Genomic DNA, 17,647 nt, shown 5'->3' with positions numbered 1-17,647 from the left:
CGGCTGATCTCGATGAGGGGCCGATCATCGAGCAGGAGGTCGAGCGGGTCGGGCATGACGTGACGCCCGCGATGGGGGCGGCCAGGGGGACGCTCGGGAGCGTTCCGACCGAGTTCCACAGGCGGGCGCCCGCCCAGGACAGGACGCCGGCCACGACGAAGACGGCGGCCAGCACCCTGATACGCAGCTCTCTCACGGTGTCCCTTCGGTTCCCCCGGTTTTCCGGCCCGGTTCGCGGCCGTCTTGACCTTAACGGCTACTCGGGCAGCCGGAGTTCCAGGTCCCGGCGGGGCGCCACGCCGTCGCGGGTGACGGTGTCCAGGAGGCCGCCGACGGGCCCGCGTCCGGGCAGCTGCGCTTCGGGGTCGAGGTCGTGCCAGGGGACCAGGACGAAGGCGCGCTCGTGGGCGCGGGGGTGGGGGAGAGTGAGCTGCGGGTCGTCGGAGACGACGTCGGCGTAGGAGACGATGTCGACGTCGAGGGTGCGGGGGCCCCAGTGTTCGTCGCGGACGCGGTGGAAGGCTTCCTCGACGGCGTGTGCGCGCTCCAGGAGCGAGGACGGCGGGAGGGTGGTCTTGAGGACCACGACGGCGTTGAAGTAGGCGGGCTGGCTGCCGGGGTCGACGCCCCAGGGCTCGGTCTCGTAGACGGGGGAGACGCCCTTGATGCGGAGGCCGGGCGTGTCGCCGAGGGCGTCGACGGCTCCCTGGAGGGTCTCCAGGCGGTTGCCGAGGTTGGAGCCGAGGGCGACCACGGCCCATTTGGGGTTGGACAGGGTCGTGTCGGCGGCGTCGACCTTCTCGACGACGGAGGCGGGTACCGGCTGTACGGTCGGGTCGCTGGGACCCTTGATGAAGGGCGCGGTCATGCTCGGCTCCGGGTGATGGTGACGGTCACGTCGTCGAAGGGGACGGTGATCGGGGCGTCCGGCTTGTGGACGCAGACCTCGACCTCCTGTACTCCCTCGTGCTTCAGACAGGCCTGGGCGATGCGCTCGGCGAGCGTCTCGATGAGGTCGACGGGCTCGCCCTCGACGACGGCCACGACTTCCTCCGCCACGATGCCGTAGTGCACGGTCTTCGCCAGGTCGTCGTCGGCCGCGGCCGGTCGGGTGTCGAGGCCGAGGACGAGGTCCACGATGAAGGTCTGGCCCTCTTCGCGTTCCCTGGGGAACACGCCGTGGTGCCCGCGGGCCTTCAGGCCGCGCAGCGCGACACGATCCACGCGAATCACTCCTGCAATCGTCGGTCAGGGCCGGTCGGAGCCGTGTGCGGTCGGCACACCGGCCTCGGTCGAATCTACCTGCGCGCACGGACGGGGCCGGGCCACGGGGTGGGGGCTTTGGCCGGGCCAGGGGGGATTCATCCAGCGTTTCCCCTGGGGAATCCGTCGGTGCACAGGTTGGTAGCCGCCCCTACCCGGGCGTCCGTGATTCCAACCACTTCGTGCCGACTACCCACTCAGGCGGGGGTGTCGTCCTGTTCGTCCTCGTCGGTTTCGGCCAGGACGGGGGAAGCGTGGTGTGACCAGAGTTTCCACCCCTGGGGCGTGCGCCGGAACACGTTGGTGGCGACCACGAGCTGTCCGACGAGGGGGCCGAGCTCCTCGCCGGCCCCTTCGGGGGCGGGGCCGCCGCTGAGGATGTTCTCGGTGCAGTTGACCAGAGCGGTGTCGCCGGTGACCGAGACGTGCACGTCGGTCAGGAAGAACTGGATGTAATCGGTGTTCGCCATGATCAGCGCGTAGGACCGGAGGACTTCGCCGCGGCCGGTGAGGACGGGCCAGCCGGGGTGCACGCAGGAGACGACGCCGGTGTCGGCCGGGTCGTGGTACGACTCGTCGACGCCCAGGTCGGCGGGGGCCAGCCAGAGCGACGCCAGTTCCTCGAAGTCGCCTTGCTCGAGTGCCTCGTAGAAGGCGGTGTTGGCGGCTTCGACCTGCTCGACGTCGGTGTGCGGGGCGGCGCTCACCGGGCTCCTTCTGCGCGGGTGCCCGTGCTGCGGGCCCCCGCGATGGCGCGGGCGACTCGGACGGCGTCGGCGGTGGCGCGTACCTCGTGGACGCGGACCGCCCAGGCGCCGGCGTGTGCGGCGAGTGCGGAGACGGCGGCGGTGGCGGCGTCGCGTTCGCGTGCGGGGGGTGGGGGGCCGTCGGGGCCGGCGAGGACCCGGCCGAGGAAGCGTTTGCGGCTGGCGGCGACGAGTAGTGGGTGGCCGAGGGTGAGGACCCGGTCGAGGCGGGCGAGGAGGGCGAGGTCGTGTCCGGCGTCCTTGGAGAAGCCGAGGCCGGGGTCGACGACGACGCGTTCGGGGGTGATGCCGCCGGCGAGGACGGCTTCCACGCGTGCGTGGAGTTCGTCGACGACTTCGGTGACGACGTCGGTGTACTCGCCCCGGACGTTGCCGCCCTGGAGGAAGCCGCGCCAGTGCATGACGACGAAGGGCGCGCCGGCGTCGGCGACGGCCGGGATCATGCGGGGGTCGGCGAGGCCGCCGCTGACGTCGTTGACGAGGGCGGCACCGGCGGCGAGGGCCCGTTCGGCGACGGAGGCGCGCATGGTGTCGACGGAGACCGTGACGCCTTCGGAGGCCAGGCCGCGGACGACGGGGACGACGCGGCGCAGTTCTTGGTCCTCGTCGACGCGGGTGGCGCCGGGGCGGGTGGATTCGCCGCCCACGTCGACCAGGTCGGCGCCCTCGGTGACCAGGTCGAGGCCGCGTTTGACGGCGGCGGTGGTGTCGAAGAAGCGGCCGCCGTCGGAGAAGGAGTCGGGGGTGACGTTCACGACTCCCATGACCGCGCAGCGGTCCCATTCGGGTAGGCCCGCCACGCGCCCGCGTCCGCTCTGGTTGCTCATATGTTCAGCGTAGGCCCCGGCGGGGGCCGTCAGGCGCTGCGGCCCGGGTGACGGCCCGTGCGGGGGCGGGGTCAGGCCGCCCGGACGTCCCGTTCGGCGGTGGGGGTGTGGGCGCAGGGGCGGTGGGTGGCGAGGCGTCGGCGGCGCAGGAAGCGTGGCAGGGGGAGGGCGAGGGTGACGAAGCCTTCGGCCTGCATGGCGGCGAAGCCGATGCGGGGGAGGTCGGCGGAGACGCGGTAGACGACGAAGCGCGGCTCCCAGCGTGGCTGGAACTTGGCGTTGAACTTGTAGAGGGACTCGATCTGGAACCAGCGGGAGAGGAAGACGAGCAGTCCGCGCCAGGCGCGCAGCACGGGTCCGGCTCCGATCTTCTCGCCGCGGGCGAGTGCCGCGCGGAACATGGCGAAGTTGAGGGAGACGCGTGCGATGCCCAGCCGGGGGGCGGCCTGGAGGGAGGCCACGATGAGCAGTTCGTTCATGCCGGGGTCGGCCGAGCGGTCGCGGCGCATCAGGTCCAGGGAGACGCCGTCGGTGCCCCAGGGCACGAAGTGCAGGATGGCCTTGAGGTCGCCGTAGGGGCCGGGGTGCTCGTCCTGTTTGTGGGCGGTGGCGATGAGGCAGTCGCCGTCGGCGGGGTCGCCGACGCGGCCGAGTGCCATGGAGAAGCCGCGTTCGGTGTCGGTGCCGCGCCAGTCGTCGGCGGCCTGCCGGATGCGCTCCAGTTCGGCTTCGCCGAGGTCACGGACACGTCGTACCCGGGTTTCGTAACCGGCGCGCTCGATGCGCTTGACCATCTGGCGCACGTTGCGCATCGCGCGGCCGGCGAGGGAGAAATCCGCGACGTCCACCACCGCCTCGTCGCCCAGTTCGAGGGCGTCGAGCCCGGTCTCGCGGGTCCACACCTCGCCGCCGGTCTCGGAGCAGCCCATGACGGCGGGGGTCCAGGAGTGGGCCTTGGCCTCGTCCATGAAGCGTTCGATGGCGCCGGGCCAGGCCTCGACGTCGCCGATGGGGTCGCCGCTGGCGAGCATCACGCCGGAGACGACGCGGTAGGTGACGGCCGCTTTGCCGCTGGGGGAGAAGACGACGGCCTTGTCGCGGCGCAGGGCGAAGTGGCCGAGGGAGTCGCGGCGTCCGTGCTTGTCCAGCAGGGCGCGCAGCCGGGCCTCGTCCTGCTCGGTGAGCTGTGCGGCCGGGTGTTCGGGGCGGAAGGCCAGGTAGATGGTGGTGACGGCGGTGAGCAGGCCGAGGGCGCCGAGGGAGAAGGCGACGGTCCAGGAGGTGTTGCCCTGGTAGTCGACGGGGCCTTCGAAGCCGAACAGGCCGTAGAAGACGTGGGTGATGCGGTCGGCGAGGCTGGGGTCGCCGATGATGTGCTCGCCGTGGACGCTGACGATGAGCAGTCCGAGCAGGAGTGAACCGGCGCCCATGAGCACGAAGTTGGCGACCGCCCGCCAGCGGCTGCGCGGGTCGGGCAGGGCGTTGAACTGGTCGCGGTGGCGCAGCAGGGGCGCGAGCAGGGCCAGGGAGATCAGTGTGCCGACGAGCGAGTGCCGGTAGGTGAACTGTGCGACGGCGCCGGCGGGCAGGAGCGCGACCGCTGCCCGCCAGGCCCGGCGCTTGCCGCGCTTGAGGCCGTGGGCGAGGAGCAGCAGCAGCACGCCGGTGCTGAGGGACAGGGCGGCCGCGAACGGGCCGAGCGCGCCGGGCAGGACTTCGGCGATGGCGTGCATGCGGCTGTGCCGGAAGCGCGGGAAGACGCCCGCGGCGATGTCCAGGGCGCCCACCAGGGCGCAGGCTCTGCCGACGAGGACGGGGACGGCCTCGGGGTGTGGCCCGCGCAGCATCCGGCGCATTGGGCCCGGGCGGGCCGTGCCGCTGCTGCGACGCGGAACCTCGCCCGACATTTCCTCATCTGTCCTGACAGACATCGCATCCCGTAGTTCTGCGAGAGACCTTGGATCCGGTACCGATTCGGGCATCCGGCGACATTGCGCCCTCTAGGACGGTGTCTTGGGGGAAGAGGTTCACTCCCCATGTCAAAGCCGTTTCAAAGGCTGAGGAAAGTCCGGGGCAAGCCCTTGCGAAGGTGTGCTCGCGAGGGCCCGGACGGAGAGCGCGAGCAGGTAACCAACGCATGGGTCTGACGAGCAACACGATGCTGGTGCTGGCGGTGCTGTCCGCTGTGCTGCTGTTCGCAGGCACCGTCTGGGTCTGGCCACGGCTGGCCCGGCGCAGTTGGCGTGCCGTGGGCGGGCGGGTCGGTCTGTTGCTGGGCACCCAGTTGGCGCTGTTCGCCGCGCTGGGCCTCGCCGCCAACCAGGCCTTCGGGTTCTACGCAAGCTGGGCCGATCTGTTCGGGCAGGAGAGGGACCAGGGTGTGGTCGTCGACCACACGCCGGGTGGCGGCGGCCCGCTGGAGGTGGTCGGCTCGCGCCGGGTGCCGGGAGCGGGTGGTGCGCTGCCCCAGGCCGGCGGCCGGGTCCAGCAGGTCGACATCGTGGGCCGTACGACCCGCATCGCCACGCCCGCGTACGTCTATCTGCCGCCGGAGTACTTTCAGCCGCGCTACCGCACCCACCGGTTTCCCACGGCCGTCGTGCTGACCGGTTACCCGGGTACGGCGTCGGCGCTGGTGGAGAAGCTGCGCTATCCGCGTACGGCACTGGAGCTGGCCCGGGCGGGCCGGGCGGAGCCGATGATCCTGGTGATGCTGCGTCCCACGGTGGCGCCGCCCCGGGACACGGAGTGCGTCGACATCCCGGGCGGGCCGCAGACCGAGTCGTTCTTCGCGAAGGATCTCCCCGACGCGTTGCGCACGCACTACAGGGTGGCCGAAAAGCCGGGCGGCATGGGCATCATCGGCAACTCCACGGGTGGCTACTGCGCGTTGAAGATCGCCCTGCACCATCCCGATGTGTACGCCGCGGGGGCGGGCTTGTCCGCGTACTACAAGGCGCCGATCGACGCCACGACGGGTGATCTCTTCCAGGGCGACAAGGCGCTGCGGAATCGCGCCGACCTGGGGTGGTACGTCGCGCACATGCCCGCTCCCGATACCTCCCTGCTGGTCAGCAGCAGCAAGCAGGGAGAGGGCAACTACAAGGACACGCTGGGGTTCATCGAGCGGGTGGAGGGCAACGGGCGGACGCGGATCTCGTCGATCATCCTCGAAAGCGGTGGCCACAACTTCAACACCTGGCGGCGTGAGATTCCGGCGGCGCTGGAGTGGATGAGCGGGCGGCTGAGCGGCCGTTGAAAATGATCTTGGGAATTGGATGAGCGGTCGATTCCGGTTCTTCCCGAGTTCTGATGCCGTGTGAACGTTTCGGTGTGGCTTTGTTTTTGCGGGGTGGGTCACCATGATTCGCCTACGCGCGGTAAGTTTCTGGCCATGCCACGTGGACGTCACCGCCATTCCCCGCCCCTGCACAGGCTGCTGCCCCCGTCGGCGATCGCAGGCGTCTCCCTCGTCTGCGCCCTGGGGCCCTGGGTGTTCACGGAGCCGATGGTGCTCCGCGGCCTGGCCGCGGCCGCCGCGGCGACGGCGGTCATCGGCGCGGTCGTGCTGCGCCGTTGGGACGCCCAGGCGGGCAAGCGCGTCGCCGACCTCACGCGCGCGCGTGCGAGCGACGAGTGGCGTTTCGAGGAGCGGGTCGCCGAACTGGAGGCCGACCTCGAGGAATCGCGCGAGCTGCGCGGCAGGCTGGAACAGCGGCTGCGCGCCAAGCGCACGGAACTGGCCGGGCTGCGCAATGAGCACGCCGCGCTGCTGCGCCGGTACGCCACGGCGGAGACCGAACGCGCGAGCGTCCTGGAGGAACGCCGGGTGCTCGAGATAGAGGCGACGGCTCCGGTGCGGGCCGCGCTTCCGGCGGGTACGTCGGACCCGGCGGACGCTGCGCCGGAGGCGGACGAGGCGGCTGCCGCTCTCGCCGCGGAGGAGGGGCCCGAGGTTCCCGCCGTGTTCTCGCCCGAGGGGTCCCGGCTGTTCCTGCGGGCCGCGGCCGCGCTCGCCCGGTTCGACGGCGAGACGGTCCCGGTGCCGGACCCGGACGGTGGCGGCGACGGCGACGGCGTACCGAAGGGCGAGGACGCGGAGCCCGCGCAGGAGCCGAAGCAGGAGCAGGCGGAGCCGCGGGAGCAGGCGCGGGAGGCCGAGGCCGAGGCGCAGGGGCAGTCCGAGGCGGCCGACGGGCACGAGCGCGCGACCGCCGAGACGGGCGGCGAGCGTTCCGCGCCGGCCGCTGAGACCCCCGAACCGGCCGTTGACACCCCCGAGCCGGCCGCCGAGACCCCCGTGCCGGCTGCTGAGGCATCCGCTTCGGCCGCCGAGACCTCCGTGCAGCCCGGCGGCACCGGGCACCTCCCGGAGACCGCGCGGGCCGAGGAGACGGCCCGGCCCGAGCAGCCCGGAGGCCGGCTCTTGGGCCACTACACCGTGCCCACCGCCGTGGCCGTCCCGCCGCAGTCGCCGGTGCGGCGTCCGTCGGCCGGGGGCGGGTTCGACTTCTTCGGCACGAAGGCCGGCACGTCGCGGGCGGCCCTGGAGGCCGTGCAGAACGAGGACCTCGCCGATGTCGTCGGCCAGGAGGCGCTCGCCCTGCACAAGGCCGAGACCGAGGCCCGCTACAAACCGGTCGACGAGGAGTCGCGCGGGATCGGCCAGGTCATCGACCTGACGGCGCACGACGAGACGGAGCAGATCGACGTACAGGGACTGCGCAGCGCGGTGTCCTGAGGCGTGTTCGGACGAAGGGCCGCCCGGCAGCATCCGGGGGCCCTTCGGCTTTCGCACGGTCGTGCTGTCCGCCTGTGTGGACGGTCACGCCATCCAGCGGTCCGGCCGGGCGTCCCTGCGCCCCGTCCGGGACCGCTCCGCCTGCCCCGCCAGCAGCTTGCGCGCCTCGGCCGCGTCCCGCAGCCGGGCCCGCACCGTCTTGTTCGCGCCTGTGTCCACACACACGTCGGCGACACCCCGGGCCCGCTCCCACGGCCCCTGCGTCATCCGTACGCTCTGCACCTTGGCGTGCGGCACCAGCGCCAGAGTCCGCCGCAGCAGCCCGGACCGGGCCGCGAACACCGCGTCCGTGACGGCGAGTCCGTACCCGCGCCACCACAGCGGCACGCACCAGCGGGCGCTGCGCGGCGCCGGTGACAGGTCCGCGGGCCCCGGCACGCTCACCCCGGGCAGCACGCGCGCGACGACGTCCTCGGCGATCTCGCGCGGAGCGACCGGCACCAGCACGGAGTTGGACGAGCCGGCCACGTCCAGCTCGACGCGCACCCACCCGCGCCGCCGCCACAGCAGCGGTTCCACGAGCCGCACGGTCTGGACGCGCCCCGGCGGGACCGTCTCATGGGCCCGGTCCAGCAGCCCGTGGTCGATGCGCAGCCCGTCGGGCGACTCGCCCACCGTCCAGTCGTACTCGGCGACGAACCGCCCGACGCTGCTCGCGCCCGCCGCGCCCAGCAGCGGCAGGGCGACCGCGAGGACCGTCCACAGGCTGTGGGTGAGCATCCACAGCACCGGCGGGACGACGAGCGCCCCGGCCAGCGACACCCAGGTCGCGCCCGTCAGCACCAGCGACAGTGCGAGGACGCCGGGTGGCACCCGCAGCAGCTGCCGGGACGGCGCCTCACCGACCTCGTGCGCGGTCTCGGGTGCGAAACCGGCCGCCCGGGCGAGCAGTTCGGCGCGCAGCGTCCGTGCCTCGTCCGCGCCGAGGAAGGCCAGCTCGTCCTTCTCGTCGGTGCCTATGACGTCGAGTTTGAGCTTGGAGACGCCCGCGACCCGGGCCAGCAGCGGCTGGGTGATGTCGATGGCCTGGATCCGCTCCAGCCGGATGTGCGCGGTGCGCCGGAAGACCAGCCCGGTACGGATGCGCAGTTCGCTCTCGGTCACCGCGAAATGCGTGAACCACCAGGAGCAGAAGCCGTAGAGGGCTGCGGCCGGGACGAGCACGGCCAGGCCGATCAGCAGCGTGGTCGTCGTCAGCCCCGTCAGATGGCGCTGTGCCCCGTCGGGGTCGTGCACGGCCCAGCCGATGAGCACGGCGACCGGTGCCCAGGCGCGGCGCAGCGGGGTGACCGGGTGCAGCCGCCGCTCGGTGACGTCGGGAACGGCCTCGGCGGCCCCGGGCGCCGTCACAGCCCCGCCGACCGGGCTTCGCCCAGCTCGGTGAGCCGGTCGCGCAGCCGTTCCGCTTCGGCCGGGTCCAGGCCCGGGATGGTCGCGTCGGTCGCCGCGGCGGCCGTGTGCAGCTGCACGCTGGCCAGCCCGAAGTGCCGCTCGACGGGGCCGGAGGTGACCTCGACCAGTTGCATCCGCCCGTACGGCACGACCGTCTCCTCGCGCCACAGCACGCCCCGGCTGATCAGCAGGTCGTCGGCCCGCTCGGTGTACCGCCAGGAACGCCAGTTGCGCTTGATCATCACCCAGCCCCAGGCCATCAGCGCCAGCGGCGGCAGCGCGAAGGCGGCCCAGGCCGCACCGGCCAGCAGCCCCGGCAGCAGCCCGGCGGCCAGGGCGATCAGCCCGAGCCACACGACCAGCAGCAACCGGCGCATCTTCAGCAGGCCGGGCGGCAGCGCGAGCCACACCGGCTCGTTCCCGAGGGCCTCGATCGTGCCCTGCGGCCCGTCCGGCCCCGTGTTCTGCGCACTCCCCGTATCCATGGGGCCAGCGTACGTAGGGGAGACTGTGTCCATGACTCCTACGACGGAGACCATGGTCGGAATCGGTGGCGCCGCGGAGAGCACCGACATGGTGCTCAACATCGGGCCGCAGCACCCGTCCACCCATGGCGTACTGCGGCTGAAGCTCGTCCTGGACGGCGAGCAGATCAGGCACGCGGAGCCGGTGATCGGCTATATGCACCGCGGCGCGGAGAAGCTGTTCGAGGCGCGCGACTACCGCCAGATCATCATGCTCGCCAACCGCCACGACTGGCTGTCGGCGTTCTCCAACGAGCTGGGCGTGGTCCTCGCGGTGGAGCGGATGCTCGGCATGGAGGTCCCCGAGCGCGCGGTGTGGCTGCGCACGCTGCTCGCCGAGCTGAACCGGGTGCTCAACCACCTGATGTTCCTCGGCTCGTACCCGCTGGAGCTCGGTGGGATCACCCCGATCTTCTACGCCTTCCGGGAGCGCGAGGAGCTCCAGCATGTCATGGAGGAGATCTCCGGCGGGCGGATGCACTACATGTTCAACCGGGTGGGCGGCCTCAAGGAGGATCTGCCGGCCGGGTGGACCACGCGCGCGCGTGCCTCCGTCGCCGACGTGCGCTCCCGGATGGACCGCTTCGACGACCTGGTGCTCGGCAACGAGATCTTCCGGGGCCGCACCCGGGGCGTCGGCACCCTCACCGCCGAGGCCGTGCACGCCTACGGGGTGAGCGGGCCGATCGGGCGCGCCTCGGGCGTCGACTTCGACCTGCGCCGGGACGAGCCGTACCTCGCCTACGGCGACCTCCAGGACACCCTGAAGGTGGTCACTCGGCAGGAGGGCGACTGCCTCGCCCGCTTCGAGTGCCTCCTGGACGTGGTCACCGCACGGCTGGGTGAGCGGGCCGCGCTGGTGGGCGCCGGTGCCATGGTCGTGGAGCACCTCTACGCGCCCGAGCGGGTCGAGGAGCGGTTGCGCGCGCTCGGGGTGTGACGGCCGTGTTTTCCGTTCCGGGACGCGTCCGCATGGTGAAATCCCGGCGGCTGTGGCAGCGTGATTCTCGCCACCCCTGATAAGGGTTGCGCTCAGATGAGCGGATCTTGAGCGGCTGCACTTCTCCAAAGTGTGGCACTGAGTGCCACCCTTTGATCGTTCATCGAGCGAAATCAAATGTGCGGAAACATCGCTCAGATGAGCGCTCTGAGGGGTCCAGAGAGGTTCTTGCGTTCAAGAAGTGAAAACATACGCCCGCGATCGCTTGCCGAGCCTTGACTTTCGATCCGCTGGCGGACGATTGGTTACAGGCGTATGACGCACGAGTGGACGTACCCAGACGCCTTTGATCTGGGTATGTTCCTGGCCGTCAGGGCAGCCACCGCGTCCTCGAGGAGTCGAGACCCGTGTCGGAAAACAAAGATCTTCAGGTAGCTGAGCACGGCACCAGCGTTGAGGGCGTGAAGTTCGTCTACGACTTCACCGAGGGCAACAAGGACCTCAAGGACCTCCTCGGTGGCAAGGGCGCGAACCTCGCGGAGATGACGAACCTGGGCCTTCCGGTCCCTCCCGGCTTCACCATCACCACCGAGGCCTGCAAGGTCTACCTCGACAGTGGCGAGGAGCCGGCGGCACTGCGTGACGAGGTGAGTGCACACCTCGACGCGCTCGAGGCCCGCATGGGCAAGAAGCTCGGCCAGGCCGACGACCCGCTGCTGGTGTCGGTGCGCTCGGGCGCCAAGTTCTCCATGCCCGGCATGATGGACACCGTCCTCAACATCGGCCTGTCCGACAAGTCGGTGCAGGGCCTGGCCAAGCAGGCCGGCGACGACCGGTTCGCGTGGGACTCCTACCGCCGCCTCATCCAGATGTTCGGCAAGACCGTCCTGGGCGTCGACGGCGAGCTGTTCGAGGACGCGCTGGACGCGGCCAAGGCGGCCAAGAAGGTCACGGTCGACACCGAGCTGGAGGCCGCCGACCTCAAGAAGCTCGTCACCAAATTCAAGAAGATCGTCAAGACCGAGGCCGCCCGGGACTTCCCGCAGGACCCCCGCGAGCAGATGGACCTCGCCATCCACGCGGTTTTCGACTCCTGGAACACCGACCGGGCCAAGCTCTACCGCCGCCAGGAGCGCATCCCGCACGACCTGGGCACGGCCGTCAACGTCTGCTCCATGGTCTTCGGCAACCTCGGCCCCGACTCCGGCACCGGCGTCGCCTTCACCCGCGACCCCGCCAGCGGCCACCAGGGCGTCTACGGCGACTACCTCCAGAACGCCCAGGGCGAGGACGTCGTGGCGGGCATCCGCAACACCGTGCCGCTCGCCGAGCTGGAGCAGATCGACAAGAAGTCGTACGACCAGCTCATGCAGATCATGGAGACGCTGGAGAACCACTACAAGGACCTCTGCGACATCGAGTTCACCATCGAGCGCGGTGTGCTCTGGATGCTCCAGACCCGCGTCGGCAAGCGCACCGCGGGCGCGGCCTTCCGCATCGCGACCCAGCTGGTGGACCAGGGCCTGATCGACGAGGCCGAGGCGCTCACCCGCGTCAACGGCGCCCAGCTCGCGCAGCTGATGTTCCCGCGCTTCGACGAGGACGCGAAGGTCGCGCAGGTCGGGCGTGGCATCGCCGCCTCCCCGGGCGCGGCCGTCGGCAAGGCCGTCTTCGACTCCTACACGGCCGTGAAGTGGTCGCGTTCCGGCGAGAAGGTCATCCTGATCCGCCGCGAGACCAACCCCGACGACCTGGACGGCATGATCGCCGCCGAGGGCATCCTGACCTCCCGCGGCGGCAAGACCTCCCACGCGGCCGTCGTCGCGCGCGGCATGGGCAAGACCTGTGTCTGCGGCGCCGAGGAGCTGGAGGTCGACACCAAGCGCCGCCGGATGACCGTGCCGGGCGGGCACGTCGTCGAGGAGGGAGACGTCGTCTCCATCGACGGCTCCTCGGGCAAGGTCTACCTCGGTGAGGTACCGGTCGTGCCGTCGCCGGTCGTGGAGTACTTCGAGGGCCGGATGCACCCGGGCGCCGACGACGCCGACGAGCTGGTCGAGGCCGTCCACCGGATGATGGCCTTCGCCGACCGCAAGCGCCGCCTGCGGGTGCGCGCCAACGCCGACAACGCCGAGGACGCGCTGCGCGCCCGCCGCTTCGGCGCCCAGGGCATCGGCCTGTGCCGCACCGAGCACATGTTCCTCGGCGACCGGCGCGAGCTGGTGGAGCGGCTGATCCTGGCCGACACGGACGCCGAGCGCGAGGAGTCCCTCAAGCAGCTGCTCCCGCTCCAGAAGCAGGACTTCGTGCAGCTCTTCGAGTCGATGGACGGCCTCCCGGTCACCGTCCGCCTGCTGGACCCGCCGCTGCACGAGTTCCTCCCGGACATCACCGAGCTGTCCGTCCGCGTGGCCCTCGCCGAGTCCCGTGAGGAGCCGCACGAGAACGAACTCCGCCTGCTCCAGGCGGTCCACCGCCTGCACGAGCAGAACCCGATGCTGGGTCTGCGCGGTGTCCGCCTCGGCCTGGTCATCCCCGGCCTGTTCACCATGCAGGTCCGCGCGATCGCCGAGGCCGCGGCCGAGCGCAAGGCCGCCAAGGGCGACCCGCGCGCCGAGATCATGATCCCGCTCGTGGGCACGGTCCAGGAGCTGGAGATCGTGCGCGAGGAGGCCGACGCGGTCATCGCCGAGGTCGAGGCCGCCTCGGGCGCGCAGCTGAAGCTGTCCATCGGCACGATGATCGAGCTGCCGCGCGCCGCGCTCACCGCCGGTCAGATCGCCGAGGCCGCGCAGTTCTTCTCCTTCGGCACGAACGACCTGACCCAGACGGTGTGGGGCTTCTCGCGGGACGACGTGGAGGCGAGCTTCTTCACGGCGTACCTGGAGAAGGGCATCTTCGGTGTCTCCCCGTTCGAGACGATCGACAAGGACGGTGTCGGCTCGCTGGTGAAGCTGGCCGCCAAGGCCGGCCGGGAGACCCGCCCCGACCTCAAGCTCGGCGTCTGCGGCGAGCACGGCGGCGACCCCGAGTCGGTCCACTTCTTCCACGAGGTCGGACTCGACTACGTCTCCTGCTCCCCGTTCCGCATCCCGGTGGCCCGCCTGGAAGCGGGCCGGGCGGCGGTCCAGTCCCAGGGCAGCGACCACCGCTGACCCGGGGGCAAAAGAACCCGGAGCCGTCGGCGGTCCCCGACCCTCACCGATCGCGGCGGCTCCGGCGCACGGAGAAGAGCGGGGCGGCACCTTGTGCGGAGGTGCCGCCCCGCTCTCGCGCGTTCCGTCTCTCGCGTTTCGCGCGTTCCGTTCAGGGCCCGGGGACGGTCACTGCGGCAGGCCGTCGCGCAGGCATACGACCGTGTCGGTGCGGGCCGCGGTCAGCAGGGCGGTGAGGGTGGGCAGCCCGGTCGCCAGCGGGGTGGACTCCAGGTCGGCGAGGGCGAAGAGGCCGTGGTGGTCGTGCTCCGAACTGCGCAGGACGGGCTGCCCGGCCGGGAGCCGGCCACCGTGGAAGTAGAAGTCGATCACCGGCCCGGTGCCCAGCACGTCGGCCCGGTGGTCGTACCCGATGAACCGCAGGTCCCCGTCGAGCTCGATGCCGGTCTCCTCGTGCAGCTCCCGGCGTGCGGCGCCGACGGGGTCCTCGCCGTGGTCGAGCATGCCGCCCGGCAACCCCCAAAGGCCCGCGGCGGGCTGGCCACCGGCGTAGCGCAACAGCAGGATCCGGTCCTCGGCGTCGAGCAGCAGGACGCAGGACGCGACGATGGTCTGCGGCAACGTCTTGACCCACTCGTCGCGGGGCAGCACACGCGGCGCGTTCGGGGCGGGCACGGTCGTGTCCACGGTGGTGTTCCTTCCGTCGGCGGGGCAGCCCGGACGAGCTGCCCCGAACGGTGGAACGGCCGGGCCCGCCGATGGTCACCGGCGCGTCCGGCTCAGGTGTCGCAGGCGACCCCGTCGTTGTCCCGGTCCAGGTGGGAGGCGTACCCGGGCTCACCCCGGTGGATGGGGGCGGCACCGGCGGCACGGACCTCGCTGCAGTTGCCGTAGTACACGCCCCCGCCGCCCCCCGAGCCGCCGTCGTCGGACCCGCCGCCCGCCGCCGGTCGCGCGGTGACCGTGGTGGTCACCTCGACGGTCTTCGTGGCCGTGACGGTGGGGGCGGGCTCCGGCTCCTTCGCGGGCGGTGTCGCGGTGGTGGTGGCCGTCGCGGTGACCGTGACCGTCGGGCGGGGCTTGGCGGACACGGGTTTCGCGTCGTCCGTGCCCTCCTCACCGCTCGCGCCCAGGCCGATGCCGATGAACAGGGCGAGCCCGAGGGCGGGCAGCACGTAGCGCTTGCGGGCCCAGCGGGGTGCCGGTCCGCCGGGCTGCGGCACCGGCGGTGCGGGGTACGGGCCGGTGTACGGATTGGTCATGGTCATCCCCCCAGGGCTGATACGTGAGGGGATGACCGTAGGACCGGATGGCCGGGCATGAGGAAGGAGTGACCAATTTGTGATGGTCATGTGAAGTCACATCGGTGGCGTTGTCCCTGCCGGTCCGGCCGGTGCCGTTTGTGCCCCACGGGCGTCAGGCCTACGCCGGCAGCGCCGGGGCCTCCCGTCTCGGCCTCCTCGGGCGGTCGCCGCCGGGCCCGGAGGCGCCCTCGCCCGGCGGTCGCGCGGACGGCAGCCGGATCACCACGTCGAGACCGCCGGTCGCCGCCGCACGCAGCGCCGCCTCGCCGCCGCCGGCGTGGGCGAGGCGCTGCACCAGGGCGAGACCGAGACCGAGACCCCTCATCGGTGACGTGCACGTCGACCCAGCGGGGCCGGCTGTCGCGCAACGCCCGCCGGGGCGGGGCCTGGAGCCGCAGCTCGACTGTGACGGTGCTGCCCGCCGGGGACGCCCGCAAGGCGTTGGACAGCAGGTTGTCCATGATCTGCTCGACGGCCCCCGGCACCGCGAGCACCGGGCCCGCACTCCCGGCGAAGAGCACGAGGGAGACGCCCTCCCGCGCGAACAGGGGCTGCCAGGTACGGTGCCGCTCGGCGCAGACCCCGCCCAGGTCGACGGTGGTGGGGATGGCCGCGTGCTCTTCCAGCCGGGCCATGGCCAGCAGGTGCTCGACCATGCGGGCCAACCGGTCCGTCTCGGTGACGGCGGCGGTGAGGCTGCCCCGGGCCCGGGCGGCGATGTCCGGCGTCCAGGCCGGGGCCAAGCCCCGGCTCTCGCGCACCCTGCACGGCCTGTGGCTGCTCCTGTTCGCGCTGCTGCTGCCGCAGGTGCTCGCGCTGATCCCGATCTCCGCGCTCGCCGCCGTCCTCGTGGCACAGCGGCTGGAAGCTGTTCGGGCCCGCCGAGTTCCCGAAGATGTGGCGGCAGGACAGGGGCGAGTTCGCGGTGATGACGATGACCATGCTGGTCATCGTGGCGACCGCGCTGCTGGAGGGCGTGCTGTTCGGACTCGCCGCGGGAATCGTGCTGGCCGCGCTGCGCATGTCGCAGACCGTGATCCGCCAGCACGTGGAGCAGGACACGGCGAAGGTCGTCATGGCGGGCAACGCCACGTTCCTGCGGCTGCCGAAGGTGATCGACGCGCTGGAGGCGGCCGCCGCGTCCGGGAAGCCGCGGATCCGGCTCGACCTGACCGGCGTGACCCACCTGGACCACGCTTGCCGCCAGCAGGTCGAGGAGTTCACCGCCCAGCAGCGGGGACTGGGGCTGCGGGTGGAGCTGCTGATGCCGGGCGAGGCGAAGCAGGCCGGTGCCGCGCCGCCCGCCTTCGAGGGCCCGGCGGCGGCGCCGCTGCCCAGGCGTCCGGCCACCCGTGCCGAGGAGGCCGCGGCGGAACCGCCGCCCTGGCCCCCCGCGGACGCCGAGTGGTTCTACCTCGACGCGAGGCCCCTCCCGGAGGAGCACGCGCGCTCACCCCTCGTGGGCTGACCCACCCGTGTGGGACATGCCGAGGCGGCGTGCCCGCCCGAGCAGGCGTGCACGCCACCGCGTTCGTGCCGGGGGCCGGATCAGCCGCAGCTGCCCGAGATCCACCGGTGGGAGCGGACCCTGTACGTGCCGGCCAGGTTGCCGCCGTGCTGCTGGCGGGTGCAGCCGACGCGGTCGGAGTAGTTGGCGCCCCGGTAGTAGGCGACACCGGTGGAGCTGCTGGTGCCGGCGTTCCACACCGACTTCACGTTGGTCGTGGCGGCCCAGGAACACCTGACGGCACCGCTCTGCCAGTCGGGGTCGGCCACGTCCCACGCGCACTTGCTGCCGGTGAAGTTGGCTCCGGTCCAGAAGCAGATGTGCCCGGACGCGCAGTCCACCGCGGCGGGCGCGGCCGGGGCCGCCGACGCGGAGCTCGGCACGGCCAGGGCGGTGACGGCGGCGGCGCTGACGGTGAGAACCGCGAGCAGCGAGTTCGTACGAGAGTGCCGGCGTACGGAAAGGCGCATGAGCCTGGTCTCCTCGGAGGTCGGGGACGGTGGATCGGACGGCCCGACGCTGGCAAGGCGCGACCGGGCCGGGCAAGGACGCGGGGGCCGTCTGGGATGCCGGGACGGTGTCCCGGCGCCTGCCTGGCGCGTTCCGGAACCGTTGGGACGGCCATGGGACGCCTTTGGTGGCACAGTGTCGGCACGAGACGCCCGACCAGCGTCCGTTGGGGATTCCCGAGGGGGAATGGCGTTGTCCGCATGCCCTGAAACGGAGCGGTTCGCCGCGCTGTTGCGTTCACTCAAGAGCCGGTCCGGACTGAGTTACGAGGCCCTCGCCAGGAAGTCCGGCCTGGCGGGCTCGACCCTGCACCGCTACTGCCGTGGTACGTCGGTGCCGCAGGACTACGGCAGCGTGCATCGGCTGGCCACGGTCTGCGGCGCGACCCCGGACGAACTGCGCACCCTGCACCGTCTGTGGGCCCTGGCCGACGCGGCGCGGGCAGCCGCCGCCGCGGCCGGTGCCGGTGCCGGATCCGCGGCCGGTGCGGAGGAAGAGAAGGACGACCGAGCGGAATCCGAGGCCGAAGGGCGGGCACGCGCCACGGACGCGGCCCTCGGCCGGGACGCCGGGCCCGGCACGGATTCGGCCACGGGGCGGCCCGCCGAGTCCGCTACGGATTTGGCCTTGGGTCGGGCCGCCGGGCCTGCCGGGGTC

At 72.0% G+C, this 17,647-nt stretch carries 14 protein-coding genes and 4 pseudogenes; 6 read left to right on the top strand and 12 right to left on the bottom strand.

Annotated elements, in window-relative coordinates; genetic code table 11:
• Window positions 1–70 precede the first annotated feature (70 nt).
• The 6 genes and pseudogenes from ABZ281_RS10180 to ABZ281_RS10155 form a co-directional block, all read right to left on the bottom strand.
• Window positions 71–196: pseudogene (locus ABZ281_RS10180) on the bottom strand (DUF3180 domain-containing protein); the annotation flags it as partial.
• Window positions 197–256: 60 nt separating this feature from the next.
• Window positions 257–868 carry a 2-amino-4-hydroxy-6-hydroxymethyldihydropteridine diphosphokinase gene (gene folK, locus ABZ281_RS10175; protein ID WP_356653970.1) on the bottom strand — a complete coding sequence of 204 codons (612 nt, stop codon included), beginning with the start codon at window positions 866–868 and terminating at the stop codon, window positions 257–259.
• On the bottom strand, window positions 865–1,224 hold the full coding sequence (gene folB, locus ABZ281_RS10170) for a dihydroneopterin aldolase (RefSeq protein ID WP_356653968.1): 360 nt from the start codon (window positions 1,222–1,224) through the stop codon (window positions 865–867). The genes folK and folB overlap by 4 nt, the downstream gene beginning before the upstream one ends.
• A gap of 236 nt (window positions 1,225–1,460) precedes the next feature.
• The gene (locus ABZ281_RS10165; protein ID WP_356653966.1) at window positions 1,461–1,970 is read right to left on the bottom strand and encodes a nuclear transport factor 2 family protein; all 510 of its coding nucleotides are present in this window, start codon (window positions 1,968–1,970) and stop codon (window positions 1,461–1,463) included.
• Window positions 1,967–2,857, bottom strand: coding sequence for a dihydropteroate synthase (gene folP, locus ABZ281_RS10160; RefSeq protein WP_356653964.1), 891 nt, complete (start codon window positions 2,855–2,857; stop codon window positions 1,967–1,969). Before folP ends, ABZ281_RS10165 begins: the two co-directional genes overlap by 4 nt.
• A 71-nt stretch (window positions 2,858–2,928) precedes the next feature.
• Complete coding sequence (locus tag ABZ281_RS10155) at window positions 2,929–4,764, bottom strand: phosphatidylglycerol lysyltransferase domain-containing protein (protein WP_356653962.1); 1,836 nt, start codon at window positions 4,762–4,764, stop codon at window positions 2,929–2,931.
• A 230-nt stretch (window positions 4,765–4,994) separates the two neighbouring features.
• Between ABZ281_RS10155 and ABZ281_RS10150 the strand changes: the two genes are divergently transcribed.
• Both ABZ281_RS10150 and ABZ281_RS10145 read left to right on the top strand, forming a co-directional pair.
• Window positions 4,995–6,116 (top strand): alpha/beta hydrolase-fold protein, encoded by a 1,122-nt coding sequence (locus ABZ281_RS10150; protein WP_356653960.1) that lies wholly within the window; start codon window positions 4,995–4,997, stop codon window positions 6,114–6,116.
• 135 nt (window positions 6,117–6,251) lie between these two features.
• On the top strand, window positions 6,252–7,598 hold the full coding sequence (locus ABZ281_RS10145) for a hypothetical protein (RefSeq protein WP_356653958.1): 1,347 nt from the start codon (window positions 6,252–6,254) through the stop codon (window positions 7,596–7,598).
• A gap of 84 nt (window positions 7,599–7,682) precedes the next feature.
• Here the strand turns inward: ABZ281_RS10145 and ABZ281_RS10140 are convergent, their stop codons facing one another.
• Window positions 7,683–9,008 (bottom strand): PH domain-containing protein, encoded by a 1,326-nt coding sequence (locus ABZ281_RS10140; RefSeq protein WP_356653956.1) that lies wholly within the window; start codon window positions 9,006–9,008, stop codon window positions 7,683–7,685.
• Entirely contained in the window at window positions 9,005–9,535 is a 531-nt protein-coding gene (locus tag ABZ281_RS10135; RefSeq protein WP_356653954.1) for a PH domain-containing protein, read from the bottom strand. Before ABZ281_RS10135 ends, ABZ281_RS10140 begins: the two co-directional genes overlap by 4 nt.
• A gap of 31 nt (window positions 9,536–9,566) precedes the next feature.
• Here ABZ281_RS10135 and ABZ281_RS10130 point away from each other — a divergent pair.
• Together ABZ281_RS10130 and ppdK are read left to right on the top strand one after the other, a co-directional pair.
• A pseudogene (locus ABZ281_RS10130) lies at window positions 9,567–10,397 on the top strand (NADH-quinone oxidoreductase subunit D); the annotation flags it as partial.
• A gap of 578 nt (window positions 10,398–10,975) precedes the next feature.
• Window positions 10,976–13,669: a pyruvate, phosphate dikinase gene (ppdK, locus tag ABZ281_RS10125; RefSeq protein WP_356653972.1), complete on the top strand. Its 2,694-nt coding sequence runs from the start codon at window positions 10,976–10,978 to the stop codon at window positions 13,667–13,669.
• A gap of 168 nt (window positions 13,670–13,837) precedes the next feature.
• Here ppdK and ABZ281_RS10120 read toward each other — a convergent pair whose 3' ends face one another.
• The 3 genes and pseudogenes from ABZ281_RS10120 to ABZ281_RS10110 form a co-directional block, all read right to left on the bottom strand.
• A complete protein-coding gene (locus ABZ281_RS10120) occupies window positions 13,838–14,356 on the bottom strand; it encodes an NUDIX hydrolase (protein WP_356653952.1) in 519 nt (172 codons plus the stop codon).
• 92 nt (window positions 14,357–14,448) lie between these two features.
• Window positions 14,449–14,931: an excalibur calcium-binding domain-containing protein gene (locus ABZ281_RS10115; protein ID WP_356653950.1), complete on the bottom strand. Its 483-nt coding sequence runs from the start codon at window positions 14,929–14,931 to the stop codon at window positions 14,449–14,451.
• A 160-nt stretch (window positions 14,932–15,091) separates the two neighbouring features.
• Window positions 15,092–15,698: pseudogene (locus tag ABZ281_RS10110) on the bottom strand (ATP-binding protein); the annotation flags it as partial.
• Here ABZ281_RS10110 and ABZ281_RS10105 point away from each other — a divergent pair.
• Window positions 15,643–16,441: pseudogene (locus ABZ281_RS10105) on the top strand (SulP family inorganic anion transporter); the annotation flags it as partial. The pseudogenes ABZ281_RS10110 and ABZ281_RS10105 overlap by 56 nt on opposite strands.
• Window positions 16,442–16,521: 80 nt before the next feature.
• Here ABZ281_RS10105 and ABZ281_RS10100 read toward each other — a convergent pair.
• Complete coding sequence (locus ABZ281_RS10100) at window positions 16,522–16,950, bottom strand: peptidase inhibitor family I36 protein (protein WP_356653948.1); 429 nt, start codon at window positions 16,948–16,950, stop codon at window positions 16,522–16,524.
• Window positions 16,951–17,176: 226 nt separating this feature from the next.
• On the opposite strand from ABZ281_RS10100, the gene ABZ281_RS10095 reads away from it, so the two are divergent.
• Window positions 17,177–17,647, top strand: a 471-nt coding sequence (locus tag ABZ281_RS10095; RefSeq protein ID WP_356653946.1) for a helix-turn-helix transcriptional regulator, incomplete at its 3' end; no start/stop codon positions are given.

It is taken from the genome of Streptomyces sp. NPDC006265, from assembly GCF_040613555.1.
Classification (GTDB): domain Bacteria; phylum Actinomycetota; class Actinomycetes; order Streptomycetales; family Streptomycetaceae; genus Streptomyces.
This window is presented reverse-complemented; position numbering and strand designations above follow the sequence as displayed.